This is a genomic window from Kitasatospora sp. NPDC054939 (assembly GCF_053610105.1).
Map to the genome: position 1 here is coordinate 14,718 of NZ_JBSGXP010000010.1, position 18,246 is coordinate 32,963.

Below are 18,246 nucleotides of genomic sequence, written 5' to 3' on the forward strand. Positions count from 1 at the left end.
CCGGACGGGGAGGGGGCGACGGGGGCCCGGGGGGCGACGGCCCGGGGCGGGCTCAGCCGGCGGTCGGGGTGGCCGAGCCGGCGGGCCGGGTCGTCTGCACCGGGCTGCTCTGGCCGGGCGAGGGCGCGGCCGGGCTGCCGGGGGTGCCGAGCGGCTTGCCCTGGTTGGCGGCGTCGACCCACTTCACCAGGTTCTCCGGGGTGATCTCCTCGGCGCCGTTCTTGGGGTAGACCGGCTGGCCGTTGAGCAGCACGGTGGGCGTCGACTTGTAGCTGGACTTGTCGAAGTCCTGCTGGACCGCCGAGACCCACCCGCTGTACCTGTTGTCGTTGACGCAGGCCTCGAAGGCCGGGGTGTCCAGGCCGGGTACCTGCTTGGCGAGGTCGATCAGGGTGGCCTTGTTGCCGAAGGCGTCGTCGGTCTCGGCCGGCTGGTTGCGGTAGAGCACGTCGTGGTAGGCCCGGAAGTGCCCGGCGTCCTGGGCGCAGGCGAGGGCGTTGGCCCCGTACTTGGAGCCCTTGCCGCCGACCGCGCGGTCGATGAACGAGACGATGTGGTAGTTGCCGTAGACCTTGCCCTCGTCCTCCAGGCGGCCGATGGTCTCGGCGAACTCCTTCTCGAAGATGGCGCAGGCCGGGCAGCGCGGGTCCTCGTAGATGGTGAGGGTGGAGGGCGCGTTCGCCGCTCCGACCGGGATGACGAGGTTCTTGTCGCCGATGGTGCCGGCCGGGGCGGCGGTCGGCGTGTCCGGCTGGGAGCGCTCGTTCTGCACCACGACACCGGTGACCACGGCGACGGCGATGACCGCCAGCACCACACCGCCGACGATCAGCTTCTTCCGGCGCCGGCCGCGGGCCTCCTCGGCCGCCCGTGCCTCCCGCATCCGCTCGCGGGCGGTGCGCTTGCCTTCTCGGTTCTTCTCACTCATCTGCCTGGGACATCCTGGGTCGGGGGTGGGATCGGGGTCGGTCCTGCCGGTCAGCGCGCCAGCCAGCCGTCGACCGAGAACTTGGTGCGGGGGCGCCAGACCAGCCAGCCGGCCAGCAGGAGGAAGCCGGTGTCACGCAGGATCTCCTGCAGGTACTTGGTCTCCGACTCGTCCACCGCCCCGCCGCCGCCGAAGCAGCCGCAGTCGATCGAGATGCCGCGGGCCCACGCGGAGGCGATGCCCGCGATGAACGCGAGCAGCAGCAGCGCGGAGACGACGGCCACCAGCCGCACGCCCAGCCCGATCACCAGCAGCACGGCGAGCGCCACCTCCACGAAGGGCAGCGCGTGGCCGATCGGCTCGACCAGGGACTCGGGCAGGATCTCGTACGCGCGCACGGCCTGGGCCGCCGCCGCGGGATCGGAGATCTTGGCCAGACCGGCCCAGGCCCAGACCACCGCGAGGCCGAGCCGCGCCGCCGTACCGATCCATTCCGTCCACGCCACGCCGCCGCGCGGCACCGCCGGGCCGGCCGCCATAGAGGAAACCCCCTCGGGAAACACCTTCACTTGCTGATGAACCGTAAGGGATGAAGGGCGGTTCCTCCATATTCAGGAATTAAGCCGAAAGAGTGATGCCTTATCGGCTTCTGTCCGATTTCCGGCTACCGGGCGTACGGATCGCAGCCCTGCGGACGCACCGCCCCGGGCAGCTCCGGCCGCCCCTGCGGGTGCGAGCGGCCCGCCCTCGCCAGGGCCCGCGCGACGGCCTGCGCCCGCTCCGCCTGCGCGCACACGTGCGCCTCCCGCTCGGCCCGATCCGCGGCGCCCCGTCTGGCCAGCGCCTCCCCGACCACGGTGTGGTCCGCCCCGACGGCGGCGCCCAGCACCAGCACCGCCGCGGCGGCCCGCAGCAGGACGGCTCGTTGGAGACACGGCACCGGCAGACCCCTTCGATCGCTTGACACCCCCCGCGCACCTCGTTCGTGCACCCGTCCCTCCACTCAACGCCGGTCAACCGCAGCTGATGCGTGGAGCGCCCACTGTTCACCCGTTCGGGTTCGCCGGACGGGCCCGCGCCGGACGCCGAACGGCCCGCCGCCCCACGGGGGGCGACGGGCCGTCAGGAGGAGCGGGTGCGGGTCAGCGGCGGCGGACACCCTCCGCCAGCTCGCCAGCCAGGGCGCGGACGGCCGCGAGCGCGGCGTCCTCGTCCCCGTCGGCGTCCAGGATCCGCTGGACGAAGGCCGAGCCGACGATCACGCCGTCCGCGAAGCCGGCCACCTCGGCGGCCTGGTCCGCGGTGGACACGCCGAGACCGACGCAGACCGGCAGGTCGGTGGTGGCCCGGGTGCGGGCGACCAGGTCGTGGGCGAGCGAGCCGACCTGGGTCCGGGTGCCGGTCACGCCCATGACCGCGGCGGCGTACACGAAGCCGCTGCCGGCCGCGGTGACCTCGGCCAGGCGCTTGTCCTTGCTGCTCGGCGCGACCACGAACACGGTGTCGAGCCCGTGCTCCTCCGCGGCCTTGCGCCAGTCCCCGGACTCCTCCACCGGCAGGTCCGGCAGGATGCAGCCCGCGCCGCCCGCGGCGGCCAGGTCGGCGGCGAAGCGCGCGGTGCCGTAGCGCTCGACCGGGTTCCAGTACGTCATGACCAGCACCGCGGCCCCGGGGTGCGCCCCGGCGACCTCCCGGACGGTGCGCAGCACGTCGGTGATCCGCACGCCGGCCCGCAGGGCGATGTCGTCGGCGGTCTGGATGGTCGGGCCGTCCAGCACCGGGTCGGAGTGCGGCAGGCCGATCTCGACGACGTCGCAGCCGCCCTCGATCAGCGCGTTGACGGCGCGGATGCCGCCGTCGACGGTGGGGAAGCCGGCCGGCAGGTAGCCGATCAGCGCGGCGCGGTTCTCCGCCCCGGCTGCGGCCAGGACCTCGCTGAGCTTGGAAGCCATGGTCAGTTACCCCCGTCGGCGGCGTCGTCGTACAGGCCGAAGTACTGCGCGGCGGTGTGCATGTCCTTGTCGCCGCGCCCGGAGAGCGAGACCAGGACGGTGGCCTCCGGTCCGAGCTCGCGGCCCAGCTCCAGGGCGCCGGCCAGCGCGTGGGCGCTCTCGATGGCCGGGATGATGCCCTCGGTGCGGGAGAGCAGGCGCAGCGCCTGCATGGCGGCGTCGTCGGTGACCGGACGGTACTCGGCCCGGCCGGTGTCCTTCAGCCAGGCGTGCTCGGGGCCGACGCCGGGGTAGTCGAGGCCGGCCGAGATGGAGTGCGACTCGATGGTCTGGCCGTCCTCGTCCTGCAGGACGTAGGTGCGCGAGCCGTGCAGCACCCCGGGGTCGCCCTTGGTGAGGGTGGCGGCGTGCCGGGGGGTCTCGGCGCCCTCGCCGGCCGCCTCGCAGCCGATCAGGCGCACGCCGGCGTCCGGGATGAACTCGTGGAAGATGCCCATCGCGTTGGAGCCGCCGCCGACGCAGGCGACGACGGCGTCGGGCAGCCGGCCGGTGCGGTCGAGCACCTGCTGCCGGGCCTCGATGCCGATCACCCGGTGGAAGTCGCGGACCATCATCGGGAAGGGGTGCGGGCCGGCGACGGTGCCGAACAGGTAGTGCGTGGAGTCGACGTTGGCGACCCAGTCGCGGAACGCCTCGTTGATGGCGTCCTTGAGGGTGCGGCTGCCGGACTTCACGGCGATCACCTCGGCGCCGAGCATCCGCATCCGGGCGACGTTCAGCGCCTGGCGCTGCGTGTCGACCTCGCCCATGTAGACGGTGCAGTCGAAGCCGAACAGGGCGCAGGCCGTGGCGGTGGCCACGCCGTGCTGGCCGGCGCCGGTCTCGGCGATGATCCGGGTCTTGCCCATCCGGCGGGTGAGCAGGGCCTGGCCCAGCACGTTGTTGATCTTGTGCGAGCCGGTGTGGTTGAGGTCCTCGCGCTTGAGCAGGATGCGCGCCCCGCCGGCCTCGGCGGAGAAGCGGCGGACGTCGGTCAGCGGGCTGGGCCGGCCGGTGTAGTCCTTGAGCAGGGCGTCGAGCTCGGCGGCGAAGGCCGGATCGGCCTTGGCCTTCTCGTACTCCTCGGCGACCTGCTCGACGGCGGCGACCAGCGCCTCCGGGATGAAGCGGCCCCCGTAGGCGCCGAAGTAACCGCGGGCGTCCGGCACTTCGGCGCCGGACAGGTGGTCCTTCTCGGACATGGTGAAGTCCTTCGTGGTGATGACGGCAGTGACGTCGGAGCGGCCGGCTACCGGCCGTGCGTCCTGCGCCATCGCCGGCCCTGCACCTGGCCCGGCTCGCAGCCGATCACGTACCGCACCCGCCGCCCGAGCACCCGGCGTGCGGGCGCGCGGCAGCCGCGCGGGCGGCAGCCGGGGGCGAGACGGGTGGCGAGGGACATGTCGGTTCGGTCAGCCCTTGTTCCGCAGGGCCGGGTGGGCACCCGCCGCGACCAGGTCGGCGACCGCGGCGCGCGGGTCCTTGCCGGTCACCAGCGACTCGCCGACCAGCACCGCGTCGGCGCCGAGGTTGGCGTACTGGATGACGTCCAGCGGGCCGCGCACACCCGACTCGGCGACCTTGACGATCCCGGCCGGGATCGCGTGGACCACGTTGCCGAAGGTGTCGCGGTCGACCTCCAGGGTCTTCAGGTTCCGGGCGTTCACCCCGATGATCTTCGCACCGGCGTCGACCGCACGGGCGATCTCCTCCTCGTCGTGGACCTCGACCAGCGGGGTCAGGCCGATCGACTCGGCGCGCTCGATCAGCGACACCAGGGCCGGCTGGTCGAGGGCGGCGACGATCAGCAGGGCGAGGTCGGCGCCGTGCGCGCGGGCCTCCCACAGCTGGTACGCGGTGACGATGAAGTCCTTGCGCAGGACGGGCGTGTCCACCGCCGCCCGGACGGCGTCCAGGTCGGCCAGCGAGCCGCCGAAGCGGCGCTGCTCGGTCAGCACGCTGATCGCGGCGGCACCGCCGGCCGCGTAGTCGAGGGCGAGGGCTGCCGGATCGGCGATCGCGGCCAGCGCGCCCTTGGACGGGCTGGAGCGCTTGACCTCGCAGATCACCCGTACGCCGTCGCCCTTGAGCGCGGCCACGCCGTCCTTGGCGTCCGGGGCCTTGGCGGCGAGCTCCTTGAGCTCGTCCAGGGAGACCCGGGCCTGCCGCTCGGCGAGGTCCTCACGGACCCCATCGATGATCTCGTCGAGCACACTCACGCTGAGCGCCCCCATCATTTCTACTGGCTAGGCGCCGGAGGACCGGGTCCTCCGGCCTGGCAGTCCGGTCCGGCCGACGGTGAAGAGTTCACGCGGACCGGTGACGATGCTGTGCTCCGGCTCCCCCGTCGGCTCTTCGATGGTATCGGCACCGGGGAGCGCGCAGCGCATCCACCCGGCGCGCGTCTCGCGGACCGGACCCCCGGTGGCCTGCGGAGCTCCCCGGGGCCGGGGGCCGGCGGGCGCGGCTCAGAGCAGCGGCGGGGCCAGCCCGGCGCCGATCGGCAGGTTGCGCACGATCGTGAAGACCAGCAGCAGCAGCGCCACCAGCACCGTCTGCCGCAGGTCGAAGGACGGGCGGGGGGCCGGCACGCCGCGCAGGGCGGCCCAGGTCCAGCGCACCCAGAGCACCGCCAGGACGGTGAACGCCAGCACCGCGAAGGCGTTGTCGTGCAGCGCCGTGGACAGGTCCCCGTGGGTGAGCGCGTGCACGCAGCGCAGTCCGCCGCAGCCGGGGCACCACCAGCCGGTGGCCGCCAGGAACGGGCAGTCGGGGTAGTGGCCCGGGGCGTTGGGGTCCACCACGGCGATGTACCCCGACGGGATCGCGACGGCCGCCGCCGCGGCCAGCGGGGCGCCCAGTCGGCGCAGGACGGACGGCCGGGCGGAGGCGGCGGGAGCGGCGTTCACGCCCCCGATTGTGCTCCCTGCGCCGACGGCCGGCGGGCAAAACGCAACGGCGGGCGTTTCGCCCGCCGTTGGTGGAGCTCCGGGCCGCGCGGTCGCGGCCGTCCGGATCAGACGCCGGCGGTGACGGCGGCGCGGTCCTCGGCGGTCTCGACGTACGGGCTGGGCTGCTTGCCCATGCCGGCCATCGACATGGCCTTGCCCACCACGCCCGCGACCACGACGATTCCGAGGCCGGCCAGCACCAGCGGCACGGAGGGGAGGATCATCGCGACACCGGCGACCATGAAGCCCACGAAGGAGATGGTCACGCCGGTCCAGGCGGCGGGGTTGTGGCCGTGTGCTGCTGCCGACATGTGTGCTGCTCCTTGGTTCTCCGGATCCCGGCCGGGCCTGCGCGGGCCTGCCGGGTTGACGTGGTCCATTGTGCCGGGCCACACACCGGTACCCCAAAGGGGGTGGTGGGTCGAACCGGTCACACCCGTACGGGGCGGCGGGCGCTCAGCGGGCGGTCGGGTCCTCGCCGCGGTCCAGGGCCTTCCACAGGTCGGCCGGGGTCTCGGCGGCGCCCGCGGCCCCCCGGCGGGCGGGCGCGGCACCGGTCGGCGCGTCGTAGCGGCTGCCCATGGTCGGCCAGCTCCGCCCGTACCGCACGGTCAGCAGCCCCGCGAGGGCCAGCAGCAGGCCGCCGGCCAGCGCCGCCCAGGGCCAGGCGGTGTGCCCGACCTCGGTGGCCCGGGTGCCGGTCAGCGCGAGCTTGCGGGCCGCCTCGGCGTGCAGGGCGTCGCTGTCGAAGGCGCCGGCGGCGGCCCCCGCCGCCGCGCCGAGGCCGGCCAGCAGGGTCAGCACGCCGACCGCGAGCCGGCCGGCGCCGCGCACCGCGAAGACCGCGACCGCCGCCGCCAGTGCGACCAGGGCCAGCCCGCCCGGCAGCTCGGAGATCCGGCTGCCGGTCGCGGAGACCTCCAGCGTCCCGCCCTGCGACCCGGCCACCCGGCCCTCGGCCCAGACCCGGCCGGCCGCGGTGAGCAGCAGGACGGCCCCGAGCGCGGTCAGCAGCAGCATCAGGACGAGCGTGCGCCGACCGCCCTTCGCGGCGACTGCGGCGGAGGCCGGCGCGGCGGCGGGGGCGGCTTCGGTACGGGGCGGGGGGAGAGCGCTCACCCGTCCACTATCCCCGACGCGCGGCGCGGCCCCTACCCCGGGTCGGCCGGGAGCCCGTCGGTGCGCAGCACCAGGGTGCGGTCGGCCAGCGGCAGGAAGACGTCGTTCCCGAACGGCACCCGCTCGGCCTCCCGGTAGCCGCCGTCCGGCAGCGGGCGGCTGTGCACCGTGCAGACCTCCTCGGCGGGGTCGACCACCACGTACAGCGGGACGCCGGCGCCCGCGAGGGCGCGGTGGCGGTGGACCGCGGCGGCGTCCCGCGGGGCCCGGGGGGCGACGTCCAGCACGGCCAGCGGGCCGCCGCCGCGCCCGGAGTCCCCGGGCTCCCCGGGGGTGTCGGGGCCGCCCGCGGGCGGCAGGATGACCAGGTCGGGGGTGTCACCCGCGGGGAGGAGGCCCGACGGGAGGAGCCCCGCCGCCTCGTCGCCCGGGAGCACCCGCCCGTGACCGCCGAGCTGGTCCTGCACCTGGGTGCTGATGGCGAGGACGATCCCCCGCCGCTGCCCGTCCGGCATCCCGGCTCCTCCGTCCGCGTGGGGCCCGGCGGCTCACACCACCGGCCTGCGCAGCGTATTCGCCGTGGCGACGGCGCGCAGGACGGCGGCGGCCTTGTTGCGGCACTCGGTGTCCTCGCCGTGCGGGTCGGAGTCGGCGACCACGCCGGCGCCGGCCTGCACGTACGCGGTGCCGTCGCGCAGCACCGCGGTGCGGATGGCGATGGCGGTGTCGGAGTCCCCGGCGAAGTCCAGGTAGCCGACGCAGCCGCCGTACAGGCCGCGGCGGGTGGGCTCCAGCTCCTCGATGATGCGCATGGCGCGCGGCTTGGGGGCGCCGGAGAGGGTGCCGGCCGGGAAGCACGCGGTCAGCACGTCGAAGGCGGTCCGGCCGCGGGCCACCCGGCCGGTGACGGTCGAGACGATGTGCATGACGTGGCTGTAGCGCTCGATCTGCATGAAGTCGACCACCTCGACGCTGCCCGGTTCGCAGACCCGGCCGAGGTCGTTGCGCCCGAGGTCGACGAGCATCAGGTGCTCGGCCCGCTCCTTGGGGTCGGCGAGGAGTTCGGCGGCGAGCTCGGAGTCCTCGTGCGGGGTGGCGCCGCGGTGCCGGGTGCCGGCGATCGGGTGCAGCATCGCCTCGCCGTCGGTGACCTTGACCAGCGCCTCGGGGCTGGAGCCGACCACGTCGAAGCCGCCCTCGGCGGTGCCGTCCGGCCCGGGGAAGCGGAACAGGTACATGTACGGGCTGGGGTTGGTGGTGCGCAGCACCCGGTAGACGTCCAGCGCGGAGGCCGGGCAGGGCGCCTCGAAGCGCTGCGAGGGCACCACCTGGAAGGCCTCGCCGGCCCGGATCCGCTCCTTGATCTCCTCGACGGCGGCCCGGTAGGGCTCGCCGCCGAACGGCGAGTGGACGTCGGCGGGCGCGGTGGGGGTGAAGGTGGCGAGCCCGGGGTCGACCGGCTTGAGCAGGTCGGTCTCCATGGCGTCGAGCCGGGCCACCGCGTCCGCGTACGCCTCGTCGACGCCGCTGGCGAGGTCGTTGTGGTTGACGGCGTTGGCGATCAGCAGCACCGTGCCGTCGGCGTGGTCGAGCACCGCGAGGTCGGTGGCGAGCAGCATGGTCAGCTCGGGGAGCCGCAGGTCGTCCGGGTTGAGGTCGGGCAGCCTCTCCAGCCGGCGGACGATGTCGTAGCCGAGGTAGCCGACCAGGCCGCCGGTGAGCGGGGGCAGCCCGTCGTCGGTGTGCCGGGGGGTGTGCAGCGCGGTGAGCGCGGCGCGCAGCACCTCCAGCGGGTCGCCGGTGGTGGGGATGCCGACGGGCGGGGTGCCGTGCCAGCGGGCGTTGCCGTCGGCGTCGGCGGTGAGGGCGGCGGCGCTGCGCACGCCGACGAAGGAGTAGCGCGACCAGCTGCGGCCCTGTTCGGCGGACTCCAGCAGGAAGGTGCCGGGGCGCTCGGCCGCGAGGCTGCGGTAGAGGCCGATGGGGGTGAGGCCGTCCGCGAGGAGCCTGCGGGTGACCGGGATGACCCGGGTGTCGACGGCGAGCTTGCGGAAGGCGTCGAGGTCCATGGAGGCGGGCACCGTTCTGGAGTCGTGGGGTGGGGTGGGTCAGCCGAGCGGCAGCACGTCGGCGTCGAAGCAGGTGCGGTCGCCGGTGTGGCAGGCGGCGCCGGTCTGGTCGACCCGGACGAGCAGGGTGTCGCCGTCGCAGTCCAGGGCCACCGACCTGACCTGCTGGACGTGGCCCGAGGTGTCGCCCTTGACCCAGTACTCCTGCCGGCTGCGGCTCCAGTAGGTGCAGCGGCCGGTGGTGAGGGTGCGGTGCAGCGCCTCGTCGTCCATCCAGCCGAGCATCAGCACCTCGCCGGTGTCGTACTGCTGGGCGATGGCGGGCAGGAGGCCGTCGGCGGTGCGCTTCAGCCGGGCGGCGATCCCGGGGTCGAGGGCGGTGCTGCCGGGAGCGGCGGGTGAGGTGGACATGGGGCCCATTGTGTCAGGGCCGACCGGGCCCCCGGCCCGCCGTCCGACCCGTGATCGCCGCCGGTCGGACGGCCCGGCCGAGCCCGGTTCAGCGGGTGCAGCCGGCCGGCCAGATGCGGTGGACGTAGAGGCCGGCCCGTTCGGCGAGGGCGGCGACCCGGGCGGGTTCGCTGCCGGGTTCGCCGTCCCAGACCGCGATCAGTTCGTCGATCATGCCGACCAGGGCCCGGCCGGTGTCGTCGCCGAGGCCGCCGTGCTCGACCGGGGCGAGCCGGTGGACGGCGTTCGCCTCGTTCATCAGGGCCAGCCGGGCCGGCCGGTGGCGGTCGTCCGCGCGGCCGACGACCGGCGCCCCGGCCGGGACGACGACCTCCAGCTTGCCGCCGTGCTCCAGGACGGAGCGGGCGAACCAGGTGTCCGGGCCCTCGTCGAGGCAGCTCACGCCGACCAGCTCGTACGGGCCGAAGGTGGTGACCAGCTGCCAGAGGTCGCCGCGGACCAGCATCTCGGTGATGCCACCCGACAGACCCTGGTGACCGGTGATTCCGACGCGCATCCGAAGACTCCTGGGATCGTGTCGTGCCGCTCCGAGCCTATCCGACCTGACCGGGCGGGCCGCGGGGGGCGCCCGGGCGGCGGGGACGAGTTGCGCCAACCGCCTGCCGGGGGGCGCCCGGGTGGGCCATTCTCGTGACCATGACCTCCGAGGAGCAGCAGCCGTCCGGCGCCGCAGCGGCGTCCCGTCCCCCGCGCGGGCTGGTGCTCGCCGTCGCCGCCGTGCTGGCCGTGCTGGTCGGGGTGGTGGCCACGGTGCTGCTCTGGCCGGAGAAGCGGACCGCCGCGGCCCCGCCGCCGCCCTCCCCCACCGCGAGCAGTCCGGCCCCGGCGCCCTCCCCGACCCCGACGCCGACCCGGGTGGTGCCGTACCCGCACTTCGGGCCCGGCGAGTGCTTCGACCACCCGCAGCTGAGCAAGGTGATCACCAAGCCGGAGCCCCGCCCGTGCGACGGGCCGCACGACGGCGAGGCGATCGCCGCGCCGCTGCTGCCGGACGGGCTGACCACGGAGGCGCAGATCGGGCGGGCGATGCGGGACGGCTGCAAGGACGCGGTGGCGGCCGCACAGGGCCGCCAGGACGGGGGCACCTGGTACGGCTTTCCGGTGGGCCCGGCCATGACGGCCTACCGGGAGGGCTGGCGGGACTTCAGCTGCACCGTCACGTCGAGCAACCGCCAGGGCGGCGCCAAGCTGACCGCGCCGATCCGCTGAGGCCGTGCGTTCGTCCGCCGAGGGCCCTGCGCCGGGCCGCGTGACGGGTCGTACGCTGACCTCCATGTCGAACCATGCCCTTGCGGAGCGCCACCGGCTGACCGAACTGCTGCGCGCCGCCGGACCGGACGCCCCGACCCTGTGCTCCGGGTGGACCACCCGGGACCTCGCCGCGCACCTGGTGCTGCGCGAACGCCGACCGGACGCCGCCGCGGGCATCCGGGTGGCCCCGCTGGCCGGCTGGACGGCCCGGGTGCAGTCCTCCTACGCGCAGCGCCCGTACGAGGAGCTGCTGCGGCTGTTCCGCTCCGGCCCGCCGGGGCTGTCGCCGTTCGCGCTGCCGGGCGCCGACGAGGCGGCGAACACCGTGGAGTACTACGTCCACGCGGAGGACGTCCGCCGGGCCGGCGCCGACCGGCAGCCGCTGGCGCTGCCGGCCGGGCGGGCCGAGGCGCTGTGGCGGCGGCTGCCGATGATCGCCCGGTTGGAGGGCCGCAAGTCCCCCGTCCGGCTGGAGCTGTGTCACCCGGACGGCCGGAGCGCGACGGCGGGTCCGGCCGGGGCGCCGGTCGTCCGGGTCACCGGGGAGCCGGGCGAGCTGGTGCTGTTCGTCTACGGGCGCGGCGCCAGGACCGACGTGGTGGTCGACGGCCCGCCGGACGCCGTCGCCGCGCTGCGGCACGTCCTGCCGCTGCCCTGACCCGTCCGGGGCGGGTCGCCGCGCGCCCCGCCTGCGGATGCCGGTGCCCCGACGCACACTCTCAAGTGGCCGCGCCCCCGCACCCCGCGGGGGCCACCGGGCCACTCCCCGTCGAAGGAGCACCCACCGCATGCCCCCCACCGACTTCCTCACCGGCGCCCCCTGCTGGATCGACCTCGGCAGCCCCGACCCGGCCGGTGCCGCCGCCTTCTACGGCGCGGTGTTCGGCTGGACCTTCGCGTCCGCCGGGCCCGAGGCCGGCGACTACGGCTTCCTGCAGCTGGACGGCCGGACCGTCGGGGCGATCGGCCGGCTGACCGAGGACGGCGCCCGGTCCGCCTGGACGACGTACTTCAGCACGCCCGACGCGGATGCCACCGCCCGGTCCGCCGAGCGGGCCGGCGGCGGCGTCCGGGTGGAGCCGGGCGACGTGTTCGACGCCGGGCGGATGGCGCAGCTGACCGATCCGCAGGGCGCGCAGTTCGCGATCTGGCAGCCCGGGCAGGTGAAGGGGCTGGACGTGGTCCGCGACGACAACGCCTTCGTCTGGGCGGAGCTGCACACCCCCGACCAGCAGGCGGCGCTCGCCTTCTACCGCGGGCTGTTCGGGTGGCGCGACGAGGACTTCGACGCGCCCGGCATGACCTACCTGGTGCTGGCCACCGCGGAGGGCGAGGACCGGCGGGAGGCCAGCTTCGGCGGGATCGCCCCGGTGATGGACGACGCCGAGCAGGCGGCCTGGCTGCCGTACTTCGCGGCGGCGGACGTGGACGCGCTGGTCACCCGGGCCGCGCAGGCCGGCGGGCAGGTGCTGATGCCCGGGGCGGACGTGCCGCGGGTCGGCCGGATCGCGGTGCTGGCGGACCCGTTCGGCGCCCCGTTCGCGCTGATCAAGGGCGACCCCGAGCAGTCCTGAGCGCGTCCGGTCCGCGCCCCCGCACGCGGCGGGGGCGCGGACCGCGGCGGTTCAGCGGACGGGGTGCCCGGCCCCGCGCAGCGCGTCCTTGACCTCGCCGATCCGCAGGTCCCCGAAGTGGAAGACGCTGGCGGCGAGGACGGCGTCGGCGCCCGCCTCGACGGCGGGGGCGAAGTCGTCGAGCTTCCCTGCCCCGCCGGAGGCGATCACCGGCACTGCGACGGCCTTGCGGACGGCCCGGAGCATGTCGAGGTCGTAGCCGTCCTTGGTGCCGTCGGCGTCCATCGAGTTGAGCAGGATCTCGCCCGCGCCGAGCTCGGCGGCCCGGCCGGCCCACTCGACGGCGTCGAGGCCGGTGCCGCGCCGCCCGCCGTGCGTGGTGACCTCGAAGCCGGACGGCGTCTCGGTGCCCTCGGGGCAGCGCCGGGCGTCCACCGAGAGGACGAGCACCTGGCGGCCGAAGCGCCGGGCGATCTCGCGGACCAGTTCGGGGCGGGCGATCGCGGCGGTGTTGACGCCGACCTTGTCGGCGCCGGCCCGCAGCAGCTTGTCGACGTCCTCGACGGCGCGGATGCCGCCGCCGACGGTGAGCGGGATGAAGACCTGCTCGGCGGTGCGGCGGACCACGTCGTAGGTGGTCTCGCGGTCGCCGGAGGAGGCGGTGATGTCGAGGAAGGTCAGCTCGTCGGCGCCCTCGGCGTCGTAGAGCTTGGCCATCTCGACGGGGTCGCCGGCGTCGCGCAGGTTCTGGAAGTTGACGCCCTTGACCACCCGGCCCGCGTCGACGTCCAGGCAGGGGATGACACGTACGGCGAGGGTCACGGCTGTTGGCCTTCCAGAGCTTCCACGGTGCTTGCGAGTCCGGCGCGGTGGGCGTCGAGCTCGACCTCGACCACGATCCGGGAGTCGATCAGGCCGGCTACCACGAGCACCGTGGCGGCCGGGCGGACGTCGGCGAAGCGGGCGCGGTGGGCACGTCCCACCGCCTCGGTGTCGCGGACGTGGGTGAGGTACATCCGGGTGCGGACCACGTCGTCCGCGGTCAGACCGTACGCGGCGAGGGCGTCGAGGCCGGCGTCGAAGGCGGCGAGGGCCTGCTGGTACGGGTCGCCCTCGCCCTCGATCCGGCCGTCCACCAGGGCGGTGCAGCCCGCCACGTGGACGTGGTCGCCGGCGGCGACCGCCCGCGCCGAGCCGAACTCGTCCTCCCAGGGGGCGAGTCCCGCCACCCTGCCGCGTACGATCCGACGCTCCGTCATCCGGAAACCGCCTCCAGGGCCTCTTCGAGCGTGAACTTCTGCTCGTAGAGTGCCTTGCCGACGATCGCGCCCTCGACTCCCTCGCCGACGAGCGTGGCGATGGCCCGCAGGTCGTCGAGCGAGGAGACGCCGCCGGAGGCGACGACGGGGCGGTCGGTGGCGGCGCAGACGTCGCGCAGCAGCTGGAGGTTGGGGCCGGTGAGGGTGCCGTCGCGGTTGACGTCTGTGACGACGTAGCGGGCGCAGCCCTCGGCGTCCAGGCGGGCCAGGACGTCGAAGAGCTGGCCGCCCTCGCTGGTCCAGCCGCGTCCGCGCAGGGTGGTGCCGACGACGTCCAGGCCGACCGCGATCCGGTCGCCGTGCTCGGCGATGGCCTTGGCGACCCACTCGGGGCTCTCCAGGGCGGCGGTGCCGAGGTTGACCCGGGTGCAGCCGGTGGCGAGGGCCGCGGCGAGCGAGGCGTCGTCCCGGATGCCGCCGGACAGCTCGACCTTGATGTCGAGGGTCTCGGTCACCTCGCGGACCAGGTCGCGGTTGCTGCCGGTGCCGAAGGCGGCGTCGAGATCGACCAGGTGCAGCCACTCGGCGCCGGCCCGCTGCCAGGCCAGGGCGGCGGCGAGCGGCTCGCCGAAGGAGGTCTCGGTGCCTGAGGCGCCCTTGACCAGGCGGACGGCCTGACCGTCGCGGACGTCGACGGCGGGCAGCAGTTCGAGGCGGCTCATTGTCGTACTCAACCTTCGGGGAGTCAGAGGGTGTCGACCCAGTTGGTCAGCAGGGCGGCGCCGGCGTCGCCGGACTTCTCGGGGTGGAACTGGGTGGCCCAGAGCGGCCCGTTCTCGACGGCGGCGACGAAGGGCTCCCCGTGGGTGGCCCAGGTGACCAGCGGGGCGTTCAGCCGGGCGCTGTGGATCTCCAGCTCCCAGCGGCGGACCGCGTAGGAGTGCACGAAGTAGAAGCGGGTGTCGGCGTCGAGGCCGGCGAACATCCGGCTGCCCTCGGGGGTGTCGACGGTGTTCCAGCCCATGTGCGGGATGACCGGCGCCTGCAGCGGCTCGACGGTGCCGGGCCACTCGTCGCAGCCGGGGGTCTCCACCCCGTGCTCGACGCCCTTCTCGAACAGGATCTGCATGCCGACGCAGATGCCGAGGACCGGGCGGCCCCCGGCCAGGCGGCGGCCGATGATCCAGTCCCCGCGCACGCCCTTCAGGCCGCGCATGCACGCCTCGTAGGCGCCGACGCCGGGCACCAGCAGGCCGTCGGCGTCCATCGCGGCCTGGAAGTCGGAGGTGACGGTGACGTTCGCCCCGGTGCGCTCGACGGCGCGCTGGGCGGAGCGGAGGTTGCCCGACCCGTAGTCGAGCACCACGACGTTCTTGCTCATCTGCGGTTCCCCCTTACAGGCGCATGAGGCCGGCGGCCAGGCACATGGCCGAGCTGATGGCGAGCAGGATCAGGACGCTCCGGGGCTTCTTCTGCTTCCAGAAGGAGTAGACGCCGGTAGCGAAGAAGATGCCGAGGAAGATCAGCACGGTGGACATCAGAGCGCGCCCTTGGTCGAGGGGAGGATGCCGGCCGCGCGCGGGTCGCGCTCGGCGGCGTAGCGCAGGGCCCGGGCCAGCGCCTTGAACTGGCACTCCACGATGTGGTGCGCGTTGCGTCCGTACGGGACGTGGACGTGCAGCGCGACCTGCGCCTGGGCCACGAAGGACTCCAGGATGTGCCGGGTCATGGTGGTGTCGTAGCTGCCGATCATCGGCGCGATGTTCTCCGGCTCGGTGTGCACCAGGTAGGGGCGGCCGGAGAGGTCGACGGTGACCTGGGCGAGCGACTCGTCCAGCGGCACCGTGCAGTTGCCGAAGCGGAAGATGCCGACCTTGTCGCCGAGCGCCTGCTTGAAGGCGGCGCCGAGGGCGAGGGCGGTGTCCTCGATGGTGTGGTGGGTGTCGATGTGCAGGTCGCCGTCGGTCTTGACGGTGAGGTCGAAGAGACCGTGGCGGCCGAGCTGGTCGAGCATGTGGTCGTAGAAGCCGACGCCCGTGGAGATGTCGGTGCGGCCGGTGCCGTCGAGGTTGATCTCGACCAGGACCGAGGTCTCCTTGGTGGTGCGCTCGATGCGTCCGATACGGGACATACGGGGTTACAGCTCCTTGATCACAAGTCGGACGGCGTCCAGGAAGGCGTCGTTCTCGGCGGGCGTGCCGGCGGTGACGCGCAGCCACCCGGGGACGCCGTTGTCCCGGACGAGGACGCCGTGGTCGAGGATGGCCTGCCAGACGGCGTGGGTGTCGGCGAAGCGGCCGAACTGGACGAAGTTGGCGTCCGAGTCGGTCACCTCCAGGCCCAGCCCGCGCAGCGCGTCGACCAGCCGGTCGCGTTCGGCCTTGAGCCGGCCGACGTAGCCGAGCAGGGTGTCGGTGTGCTCCAGGCAGGCCAGCGCGGTGGCCTGGGTGACGGCCGACAGGTGGTACGGCAGCCGGACCAGCTGCACCGCGTCGACGACGGCCGGATCGGCGGCCAGGTAGCCCAGGCGCAGGCCGGCCGCGCCGAAGGCCTTGGACATCGTGCGGGTGACCACCAGGTGGGGGCGGCCCTCGATCAGGGAGAGCAGCGACTCGCGGTGCGAGAACTCGACGTACGCCTCGTCCACGACCACCAGGCTGGGCTTCGCGGCCTGCGCGGCCTCGTACAGCGCCAGCACGGTGTCGGCGGCGACGGCCGTGCCGGTCGGGTTGTTGGGCGAGCAGACGAAGACCACGTCGGGGCGGTGCTCGGCGATGGCCGCGCGGGCCGCGTCGAGGTCGACGGTGAAGTCCGCGTTGCGCGGGCCGGAGATCCAGCCGGTGCCGGTGCCCCGGGAGATCAGCGCGTGCATGGAGTACGAGGGCTCGAAGCCGAGCGCGGTGCGGCCGGGGCCGCCGAAGGTCTGCAGCAGCTGCTGGAGCACCTCGTTGGAGCCGTTGGCCGCCCAGACGTTCGCCCGGCCCACCGGGTGCCCGGTGGTCCGGGTCAGGTAGCCGGCCAGGCCCTCGCGCAGCTCGACGGCGTCCCGGTCGGGGTAGCGGTTGAGGCTGCGGGCCGCCTCGGCGACGCGCTCGGCGATCCGGGCGACCAGCTCCTCGGGCAGCGGGTAGGGGTTCTCGTTGGTGTTGAGCTGGACGGGCACGTCCAGCTGCGGCGCTCCGTACGGGGACTGGCCGCGCAGCTCGTCCCGGATGGGCAGGTCGTCGATCTTCGTCACGTGCCGGGAACCGTCCAGTCGAATCGGGCCTTGATCGCGTCGCCGTGGCCGGGCAGGTCCTCGGCGTCCGCCAGGTTGACCACGTGCGCGGCGATGCCGGCCAGCGCCTCGCGGTCGTACTCGACGACCTGCACGCCGCGCAGGAAGGTCTGCACGGACAGGCCGGAGGAGTGGCAGGCGCAGCCGCCGGTCGGCAGCACGTGGTTGGAGCCCGCCGCGTAGTCGCCCAGCGAGACCGGGGTGAAGCGGCCGATGAAGATCGCGCCCGCGTTGCGGACCCGGGCGGCGACCGCGTGGGCGTCCCGGGTCTGGATCTCCAGGTGCTCGGCGGCGTACGCGTCGACCACGGCCAGGCCCTGGTCGAGGCCGTCGACCAGGATGATGCCGGACTGCCGGCCGCCCAGCGCCTCGGCCACCCGCTCGGTGTGCTTCGTCCGGGCGACCTGGACCTTCAGCTCGGCCTCCACCGCGTCCGCCAGCTCCGCCGAGTCGGTGACCAGCACCGAGCCGGAGGTTGGGCCGTGCTCGGCCTGGCTGATCAGGTCGGCGGCGACGTCCACCGGGTCGGCGCTGTCGTCGGCGAGGACGGCGATCTCGGTCGGACCGGCCTCGGAGTCGATGCCGATCCGGCCGGCGAACAACCTCTTGGCGGCGGCGACGTAGATGTTGCCCGGTCCGGTGACCATGTTCACCGGCGCGCACTCCTCGGTGCCGAGGGCGAACATCGCGACCGCCTGGGCACCGCCGACCGCGTACACCTCGGTGACGCCGAGCAGTGCGCAGGCCGCCAGGATGGTCGGGTGCACCCGGCCGCCGAAGGCCTTCTGCGGCGGCGAGGTCACCGCGATGCCGCGGACGCCGGCCTCCTGCGCGGGCACCACGTTCATCACGACGGAGGACGGGTAGACGGCCAGGCCGCCCGGCACGTACAGGCCCACCCGGTCGACCGGCACCCAGCGCTGGCTGACCGTGCCGCCGGGCACCACCTGCGTGGTGTGCCCCTCGCGGCGCTGGTCGGCGTGGACGATGCGGGCGCGGCGGATCGACTCCTCCAGCGCGGCGCGCACCTTCGGGTCCAGCGTCTCCAGGGCCTCGGCCAGCTGCCCGGCCGGCACCCGGGTCGACTCCAGCCGCACCCCGTCGAAGCGCTCGGTGATCTCGATCAGCGCCTCGACCCCGCGATGGCGTACGTCCTCGGCGATCGGCCGCACCTTCTCCAGGGCGGCTTCCACGTCGAACTCGGCACGGGGCAGGACGTCGCGCGGGTCCGTGTCGGAGCCGCGCAGGTCGATTCGAGAGATCACGCCACCCAGTGTAAGGAGTGGCCGGAACGGGCGGCCCCGCATTTCAGTCCGTGATACGAAGGGCGAGACGATCACGGGGCGGGACGGGGGA

25 protein-coding genes are annotated in these 18,246 nt (G+C 74.4%); 3 read left to right on the forward strand and 22 right to left on the reverse strand.

The genetic code is table 11. The features are described from left to right. Positions 1-52: 52 nt before the first annotated feature. The 14 genes from ACWGB8_RS04885 to ACWGB8_RS04950 form a co-directional block, all read right to left on the reverse strand. A complete protein-coding gene (locus tag ACWGB8_RS04885) occupies positions 53-928 on the reverse strand; it encodes a DsbA family protein (RefSeq protein ID WP_452210305.1) in 876 nt (291 codons plus the stop codon). Between the two features lie 50 nt (positions 929-978). Further along, entirely contained in the window at positions 979-1,467 is a 489-nt protein-coding gene (locus ACWGB8_RS04890) for a MauE/DoxX family redox-associated membrane protein (RefSeq protein WP_452210307.1), read from the reverse strand. A 125-nt stretch (positions 1,468-1,592) separates the two neighbouring features. Continuing rightward, entirely contained in the window at positions 1,593-1,868 is a 276-nt protein-coding gene (locus ACWGB8_RS04895) for a hypothetical protein (RefSeq protein WP_452210309.1), read from the reverse strand. 202 nt (positions 1,869-2,070) lie between these two features. Next, positions 2,071-2,880 (reverse strand): tryptophan synthase subunit alpha, encoded by an 810-nt coding sequence (gene trpA, locus ACWGB8_RS04900; protein WP_452210311.1) that lies wholly within the window; start codon positions 2,878-2,880, stop codon positions 2,071-2,073. A gap of 2 nt (positions 2,881-2,882) precedes the next feature. Beyond that, complete coding sequence (gene trpB / locus ACWGB8_RS04905) at positions 2,883-4,121, reverse strand: tryptophan synthase subunit beta (protein WP_452210426.1); 1,239 nt, start codon at positions 4,119-4,121, stop codon at positions 2,883-2,885. Positions 4,122-4,168: 47 nt separating this feature from the next. Further along, positions 4,169-4,321: a tryptophan biosynthesis modulator TrpM gene (gene trpM / locus ACWGB8_RS04910; protein ID WP_452210313.1), complete on the reverse strand. Its 153-nt coding sequence runs from the start codon at positions 4,319-4,321 to the stop codon at positions 4,169-4,171. Positions 4,322-4,331: 10 nt separating this feature from the next. Continuing rightward, positions 4,332-5,138, reverse strand: coding sequence for an indole-3-glycerol phosphate synthase TrpC (gene trpC, locus ACWGB8_RS04915; protein ID WP_452210315.1), 807 nt, complete (start codon positions 5,136-5,138; stop codon positions 4,332-4,334). Positions 5,139-5,387: 249 nt separating this feature from the next. Further along, positions 5,388-5,828: a DUF2752 domain-containing protein gene (locus ACWGB8_RS04920; protein ID WP_452210316.1), complete on the reverse strand. Its 441-nt coding sequence runs from the start codon at positions 5,826-5,828 to the stop codon at positions 5,388-5,390. A gap of 107 nt (positions 5,829-5,935) precedes the next feature. Further along, entirely contained in the window at positions 5,936-6,181 is a 246-nt protein-coding gene (locus tag ACWGB8_RS04925) for an HGxxPAAW family protein (RefSeq protein WP_452210318.1), read from the reverse strand. Positions 6,182-6,326: 145 nt separating this feature from the next. Next, a complete protein-coding gene (locus ACWGB8_RS04930) occupies positions 6,327-6,989 on the reverse strand; it encodes a TIGR02234 family membrane protein (protein ID WP_452210319.1) in 663 nt (220 codons plus the stop codon). A 32-nt stretch (positions 6,990-7,021) separates the two neighbouring features. Then, positions 7,022-7,504, reverse strand: coding sequence for a hypothetical protein (locus ACWGB8_RS04935; protein ID WP_452210321.1), 483 nt, complete (start codon positions 7,502-7,504; stop codon positions 7,022-7,024). A gap of 33 nt (positions 7,505-7,537) precedes the next feature. Continuing rightward, positions 7,538-9,058, reverse strand: coding sequence for an anthranilate synthase component I (locus tag ACWGB8_RS04940; RefSeq protein ID WP_452210323.1), 1,521 nt, complete (start codon positions 9,056-9,058; stop codon positions 7,538-7,540). A 39-nt stretch (positions 9,059-9,097) separates the two neighbouring features. Next, positions 9,098-9,469 (reverse strand): phosphoribosyl-AMP cyclohydrolase, encoded by a 372-nt coding sequence (hisI, locus tag ACWGB8_RS04945; RefSeq protein WP_452210325.1) that lies wholly within the window; start codon positions 9,467-9,469, stop codon positions 9,098-9,100. A gap of 88 nt (positions 9,470-9,557) precedes the next feature. Further along, positions 9,558-10,025, reverse strand: a complete 468-nt coding sequence (locus tag ACWGB8_RS04950) for a hypothetical protein (protein WP_452210326.1) — start codon at positions 10,023-10,025, stop codon at positions 9,558-9,560. A 140-nt stretch (positions 10,026-10,165) separates the two neighbouring features. On the opposite strand from ACWGB8_RS04950, the gene ACWGB8_RS04955 reads away from it, so the two are divergent. The 3 genes from ACWGB8_RS04955 to ACWGB8_RS04965 all read left to right on the forward strand — a co-directional run bounded on the left by ACWGB8_RS04955 (position 10,166) and on the right by ACWGB8_RS04965 (position 12,354). Then, positions 10,166-10,738 carry a hypothetical protein gene (locus tag ACWGB8_RS04955; protein ID WP_452210328.1) on the forward strand — a complete coding sequence of 191 codons (573 nt, stop codon included), beginning with the start codon at positions 10,166-10,168 and terminating at the stop codon, positions 10,736-10,738. A 64-nt stretch (positions 10,739-10,802) separates the two neighbouring features. Further along, on the forward strand, positions 10,803-11,438 hold the full coding sequence (locus ACWGB8_RS04960; protein ID WP_452210329.1) for a TIGR03085 family metal-binding protein: 636 nt from the start codon (positions 10,803-10,805) through the stop codon (positions 11,436-11,438). A 130-nt stretch (positions 11,439-11,568) separates the two neighbouring features. Next, positions 11,569-12,354: a VOC family protein gene (locus ACWGB8_RS04965; RefSeq protein WP_452210331.1), complete on the forward strand. Its 786-nt coding sequence runs from the start codon at positions 11,569-11,571 to the stop codon at positions 12,352-12,354. A 51-nt stretch (positions 12,355-12,405) separates the two neighbouring features. Here ACWGB8_RS04965 and hisF read toward each other — a convergent pair whose 3' ends face one another. From hisF to hisD, 8 genes are read right to left on the reverse strand one after another with little or no spacing between them, the layout of a single operon-like run. Continuing rightward, entirely contained in the window at positions 12,406-13,176 is a 771-nt protein-coding gene (gene hisF / locus ACWGB8_RS04970; RefSeq protein ID WP_452210332.1) for an imidazole glycerol phosphate synthase subunit HisF, read from the reverse strand. Then, positions 13,173-13,613: a Rid family hydrolase gene (locus ACWGB8_RS04975; RefSeq protein WP_452210333.1), complete on the reverse strand. Its 441-nt coding sequence runs from the start codon at positions 13,611-13,613 to the stop codon at positions 13,173-13,175. Before ACWGB8_RS04975 ends, hisF begins: the two co-directional genes overlap by 4 nt. After that, complete coding sequence (priA, locus tag ACWGB8_RS04980; protein WP_452210335.1) at positions 13,610-14,335, reverse strand: bifunctional 1-(5-phosphoribosyl)-5-((5-phosphoribosylamino)methylideneamino)imidazole-4-carboxamide isomerase/phosphoribosylanthranilate isomerase PriA; 726 nt, start codon at positions 14,333-14,335, stop codon at positions 13,610-13,612. Before priA ends, ACWGB8_RS04975 begins: the two co-directional genes overlap by 4 nt. Before the next feature lie 23 nt (positions 14,336-14,358). Next, on the reverse strand, positions 14,359-14,994 hold the full coding sequence (gene hisH, locus ACWGB8_RS04985) for an imidazole glycerol phosphate synthase subunit HisH (protein ID WP_452210336.1): 636 nt from the start codon (positions 14,992-14,994) through the stop codon (positions 14,359-14,361). Between the two features lie 13 nt (positions 14,995-15,007). Continuing rightward, positions 15,008-15,151: a hypothetical protein gene (locus ACWGB8_RS04990; RefSeq protein WP_452210338.1), complete on the reverse strand. Its 144-nt coding sequence runs from the start codon at positions 15,149-15,151 to the stop codon at positions 15,008-15,010. After that, complete coding sequence (gene hisB / locus ACWGB8_RS04995) at positions 15,151-15,744, reverse strand: imidazoleglycerol-phosphate dehydratase HisB (protein WP_452210340.1); 594 nt, start codon at positions 15,742-15,744, stop codon at positions 15,151-15,153. Before hisB ends, ACWGB8_RS04990 begins: the two co-directional genes overlap by 1 nt. A gap of 6 nt (positions 15,745-15,750) precedes the next feature. Next, positions 15,751-16,851 carry a histidinol-phosphate transaminase gene (locus ACWGB8_RS05000; protein ID WP_452210342.1) on the reverse strand — a complete coding sequence of 367 codons (1,101 nt, stop codon included), beginning with the start codon at positions 16,849-16,851 and terminating at the stop codon, positions 15,751-15,753. Further along, entirely contained in the window at positions 16,848-18,155 is a 1,308-nt protein-coding gene (gene hisD / locus ACWGB8_RS05005) for a histidinol dehydrogenase (RefSeq protein WP_452210344.1), read from the reverse strand. The genes ACWGB8_RS05000 and hisD overlap by 4 nt, the downstream gene beginning before the upstream one ends. Positions 18,156-18,246 lie beyond the last annotated feature (91 nt).

Bases quoted from the DNA above. Each gene is read 5' to 3' on its own strand.
- ACWGB8_RS04885 (WP_452210305.1), bottom strand. From the start codon at position 928: ATGAGTGAGAAGAACCGAGAAGGCAAGCGCACCGCCCGCGAGCGGATG.
- ACWGB8_RS04890 (WP_452210307.1), bottom strand. From the start codon at position 1,467: ATGGCGGCCGGCCCGGCGGTGCCGCGCGGCGGCGTGGCGTGGACGGAA.
- trpA (WP_452210311.1), bottom strand. From the start codon at position 2,880: ATGGCTTCCAAGCTCAGCGAGGTCCTGGCCGCAGCCGGGGCGGAGAAC.
- trpB (WP_452210426.1), bottom strand. From the start codon at position 4,121: ATGTCCGAGAAGGACCACCTGTCCGGCGCCGAAGTGCCGGACGCCCGC.
- trpM (WP_452210313.1), bottom strand. From the start codon at position 4,321: ATGTCCCTCGCCACCCGTCTCGCCCCCGGCTGCCGCCCGCGCGGCTGC.
- ACWGB8_RS04925 (WP_452210318.1), bottom strand. From the start codon at position 6,181: ATGTCGGCAGCAGCACACGGCCACAACCCCGCCGCCTGGACCGGCGTG.
- ACWGB8_RS04935 (WP_452210321.1), bottom strand. From the start codon at position 7,504: ATGCCGGACGGGCAGCGGCGGGGGATCGTCCTCGCCATCAGCACCCAG.
- ACWGB8_RS04940 (WP_452210323.1), bottom strand. From the start codon at position 9,058: ATGGACCTCGACGCCTTCCGCAAGCTCGCCGTCGACACCCGGGTCATC.
- hisI (WP_452210325.1), bottom strand. From the start codon at position 9,469: ATGTCCACCTCACCCGCCGCTCCCGGCAGCACCGCCCTCGACCCCGGG.
- ACWGB8_RS04950 (WP_452210326.1), bottom strand. From the start codon at position 10,025: ATGCGCGTCGGAATCACCGGTCACCAGGGTCTGTCGGGTGGCATCACC.
- ACWGB8_RS04955 (WP_452210328.1), top strand. From the start codon at position 10,166: ATGACCTCCGAGGAGCAGCAGCCGTCCGGCGCCGCAGCGGCGTCCCGT.
- ACWGB8_RS04960 (WP_452210329.1), top strand. From the start codon at position 10,803: ATGTCGAACCATGCCCTTGCGGAGCGCCACCGGCTGACCGAACTGCTG.
- ACWGB8_RS04965 (WP_452210331.1), top strand. From the start codon at position 11,569: ATGCCCCCCACCGACTTCCTCACCGGCGCCCCCTGCTGGATCGACCTC.
- ACWGB8_RS04975 (WP_452210333.1), bottom strand. From the start codon at position 13,613: ATGACGGAGCGTCGGATCGTACGCGGCAGGGTGGCGGGACTCGCCCCC.
- priA (WP_452210335.1), bottom strand. From the start codon at position 14,335: ATGAGCCGCCTCGAACTGCTGCCCGCCGTCGACGTCCGCGACGGTCAG.
- hisH (WP_452210336.1), bottom strand. From the start codon at position 14,994: ATGAGCAAGAACGTCGTGGTGCTCGACTACGGGTCGGGCAACCTCCGC.
- ACWGB8_RS04990 (WP_452210338.1), bottom strand. From the start codon at position 15,151: ATGTCCACCGTGCTGATCTTCCTCGGCATCTTCTTCGCTACCGGCGTC.
- hisB (WP_452210340.1), bottom strand. From the start codon at position 15,744: ATGTCCCGTATCGGACGCATCGAGCGCACCACCAAGGAGACCTCGGTC.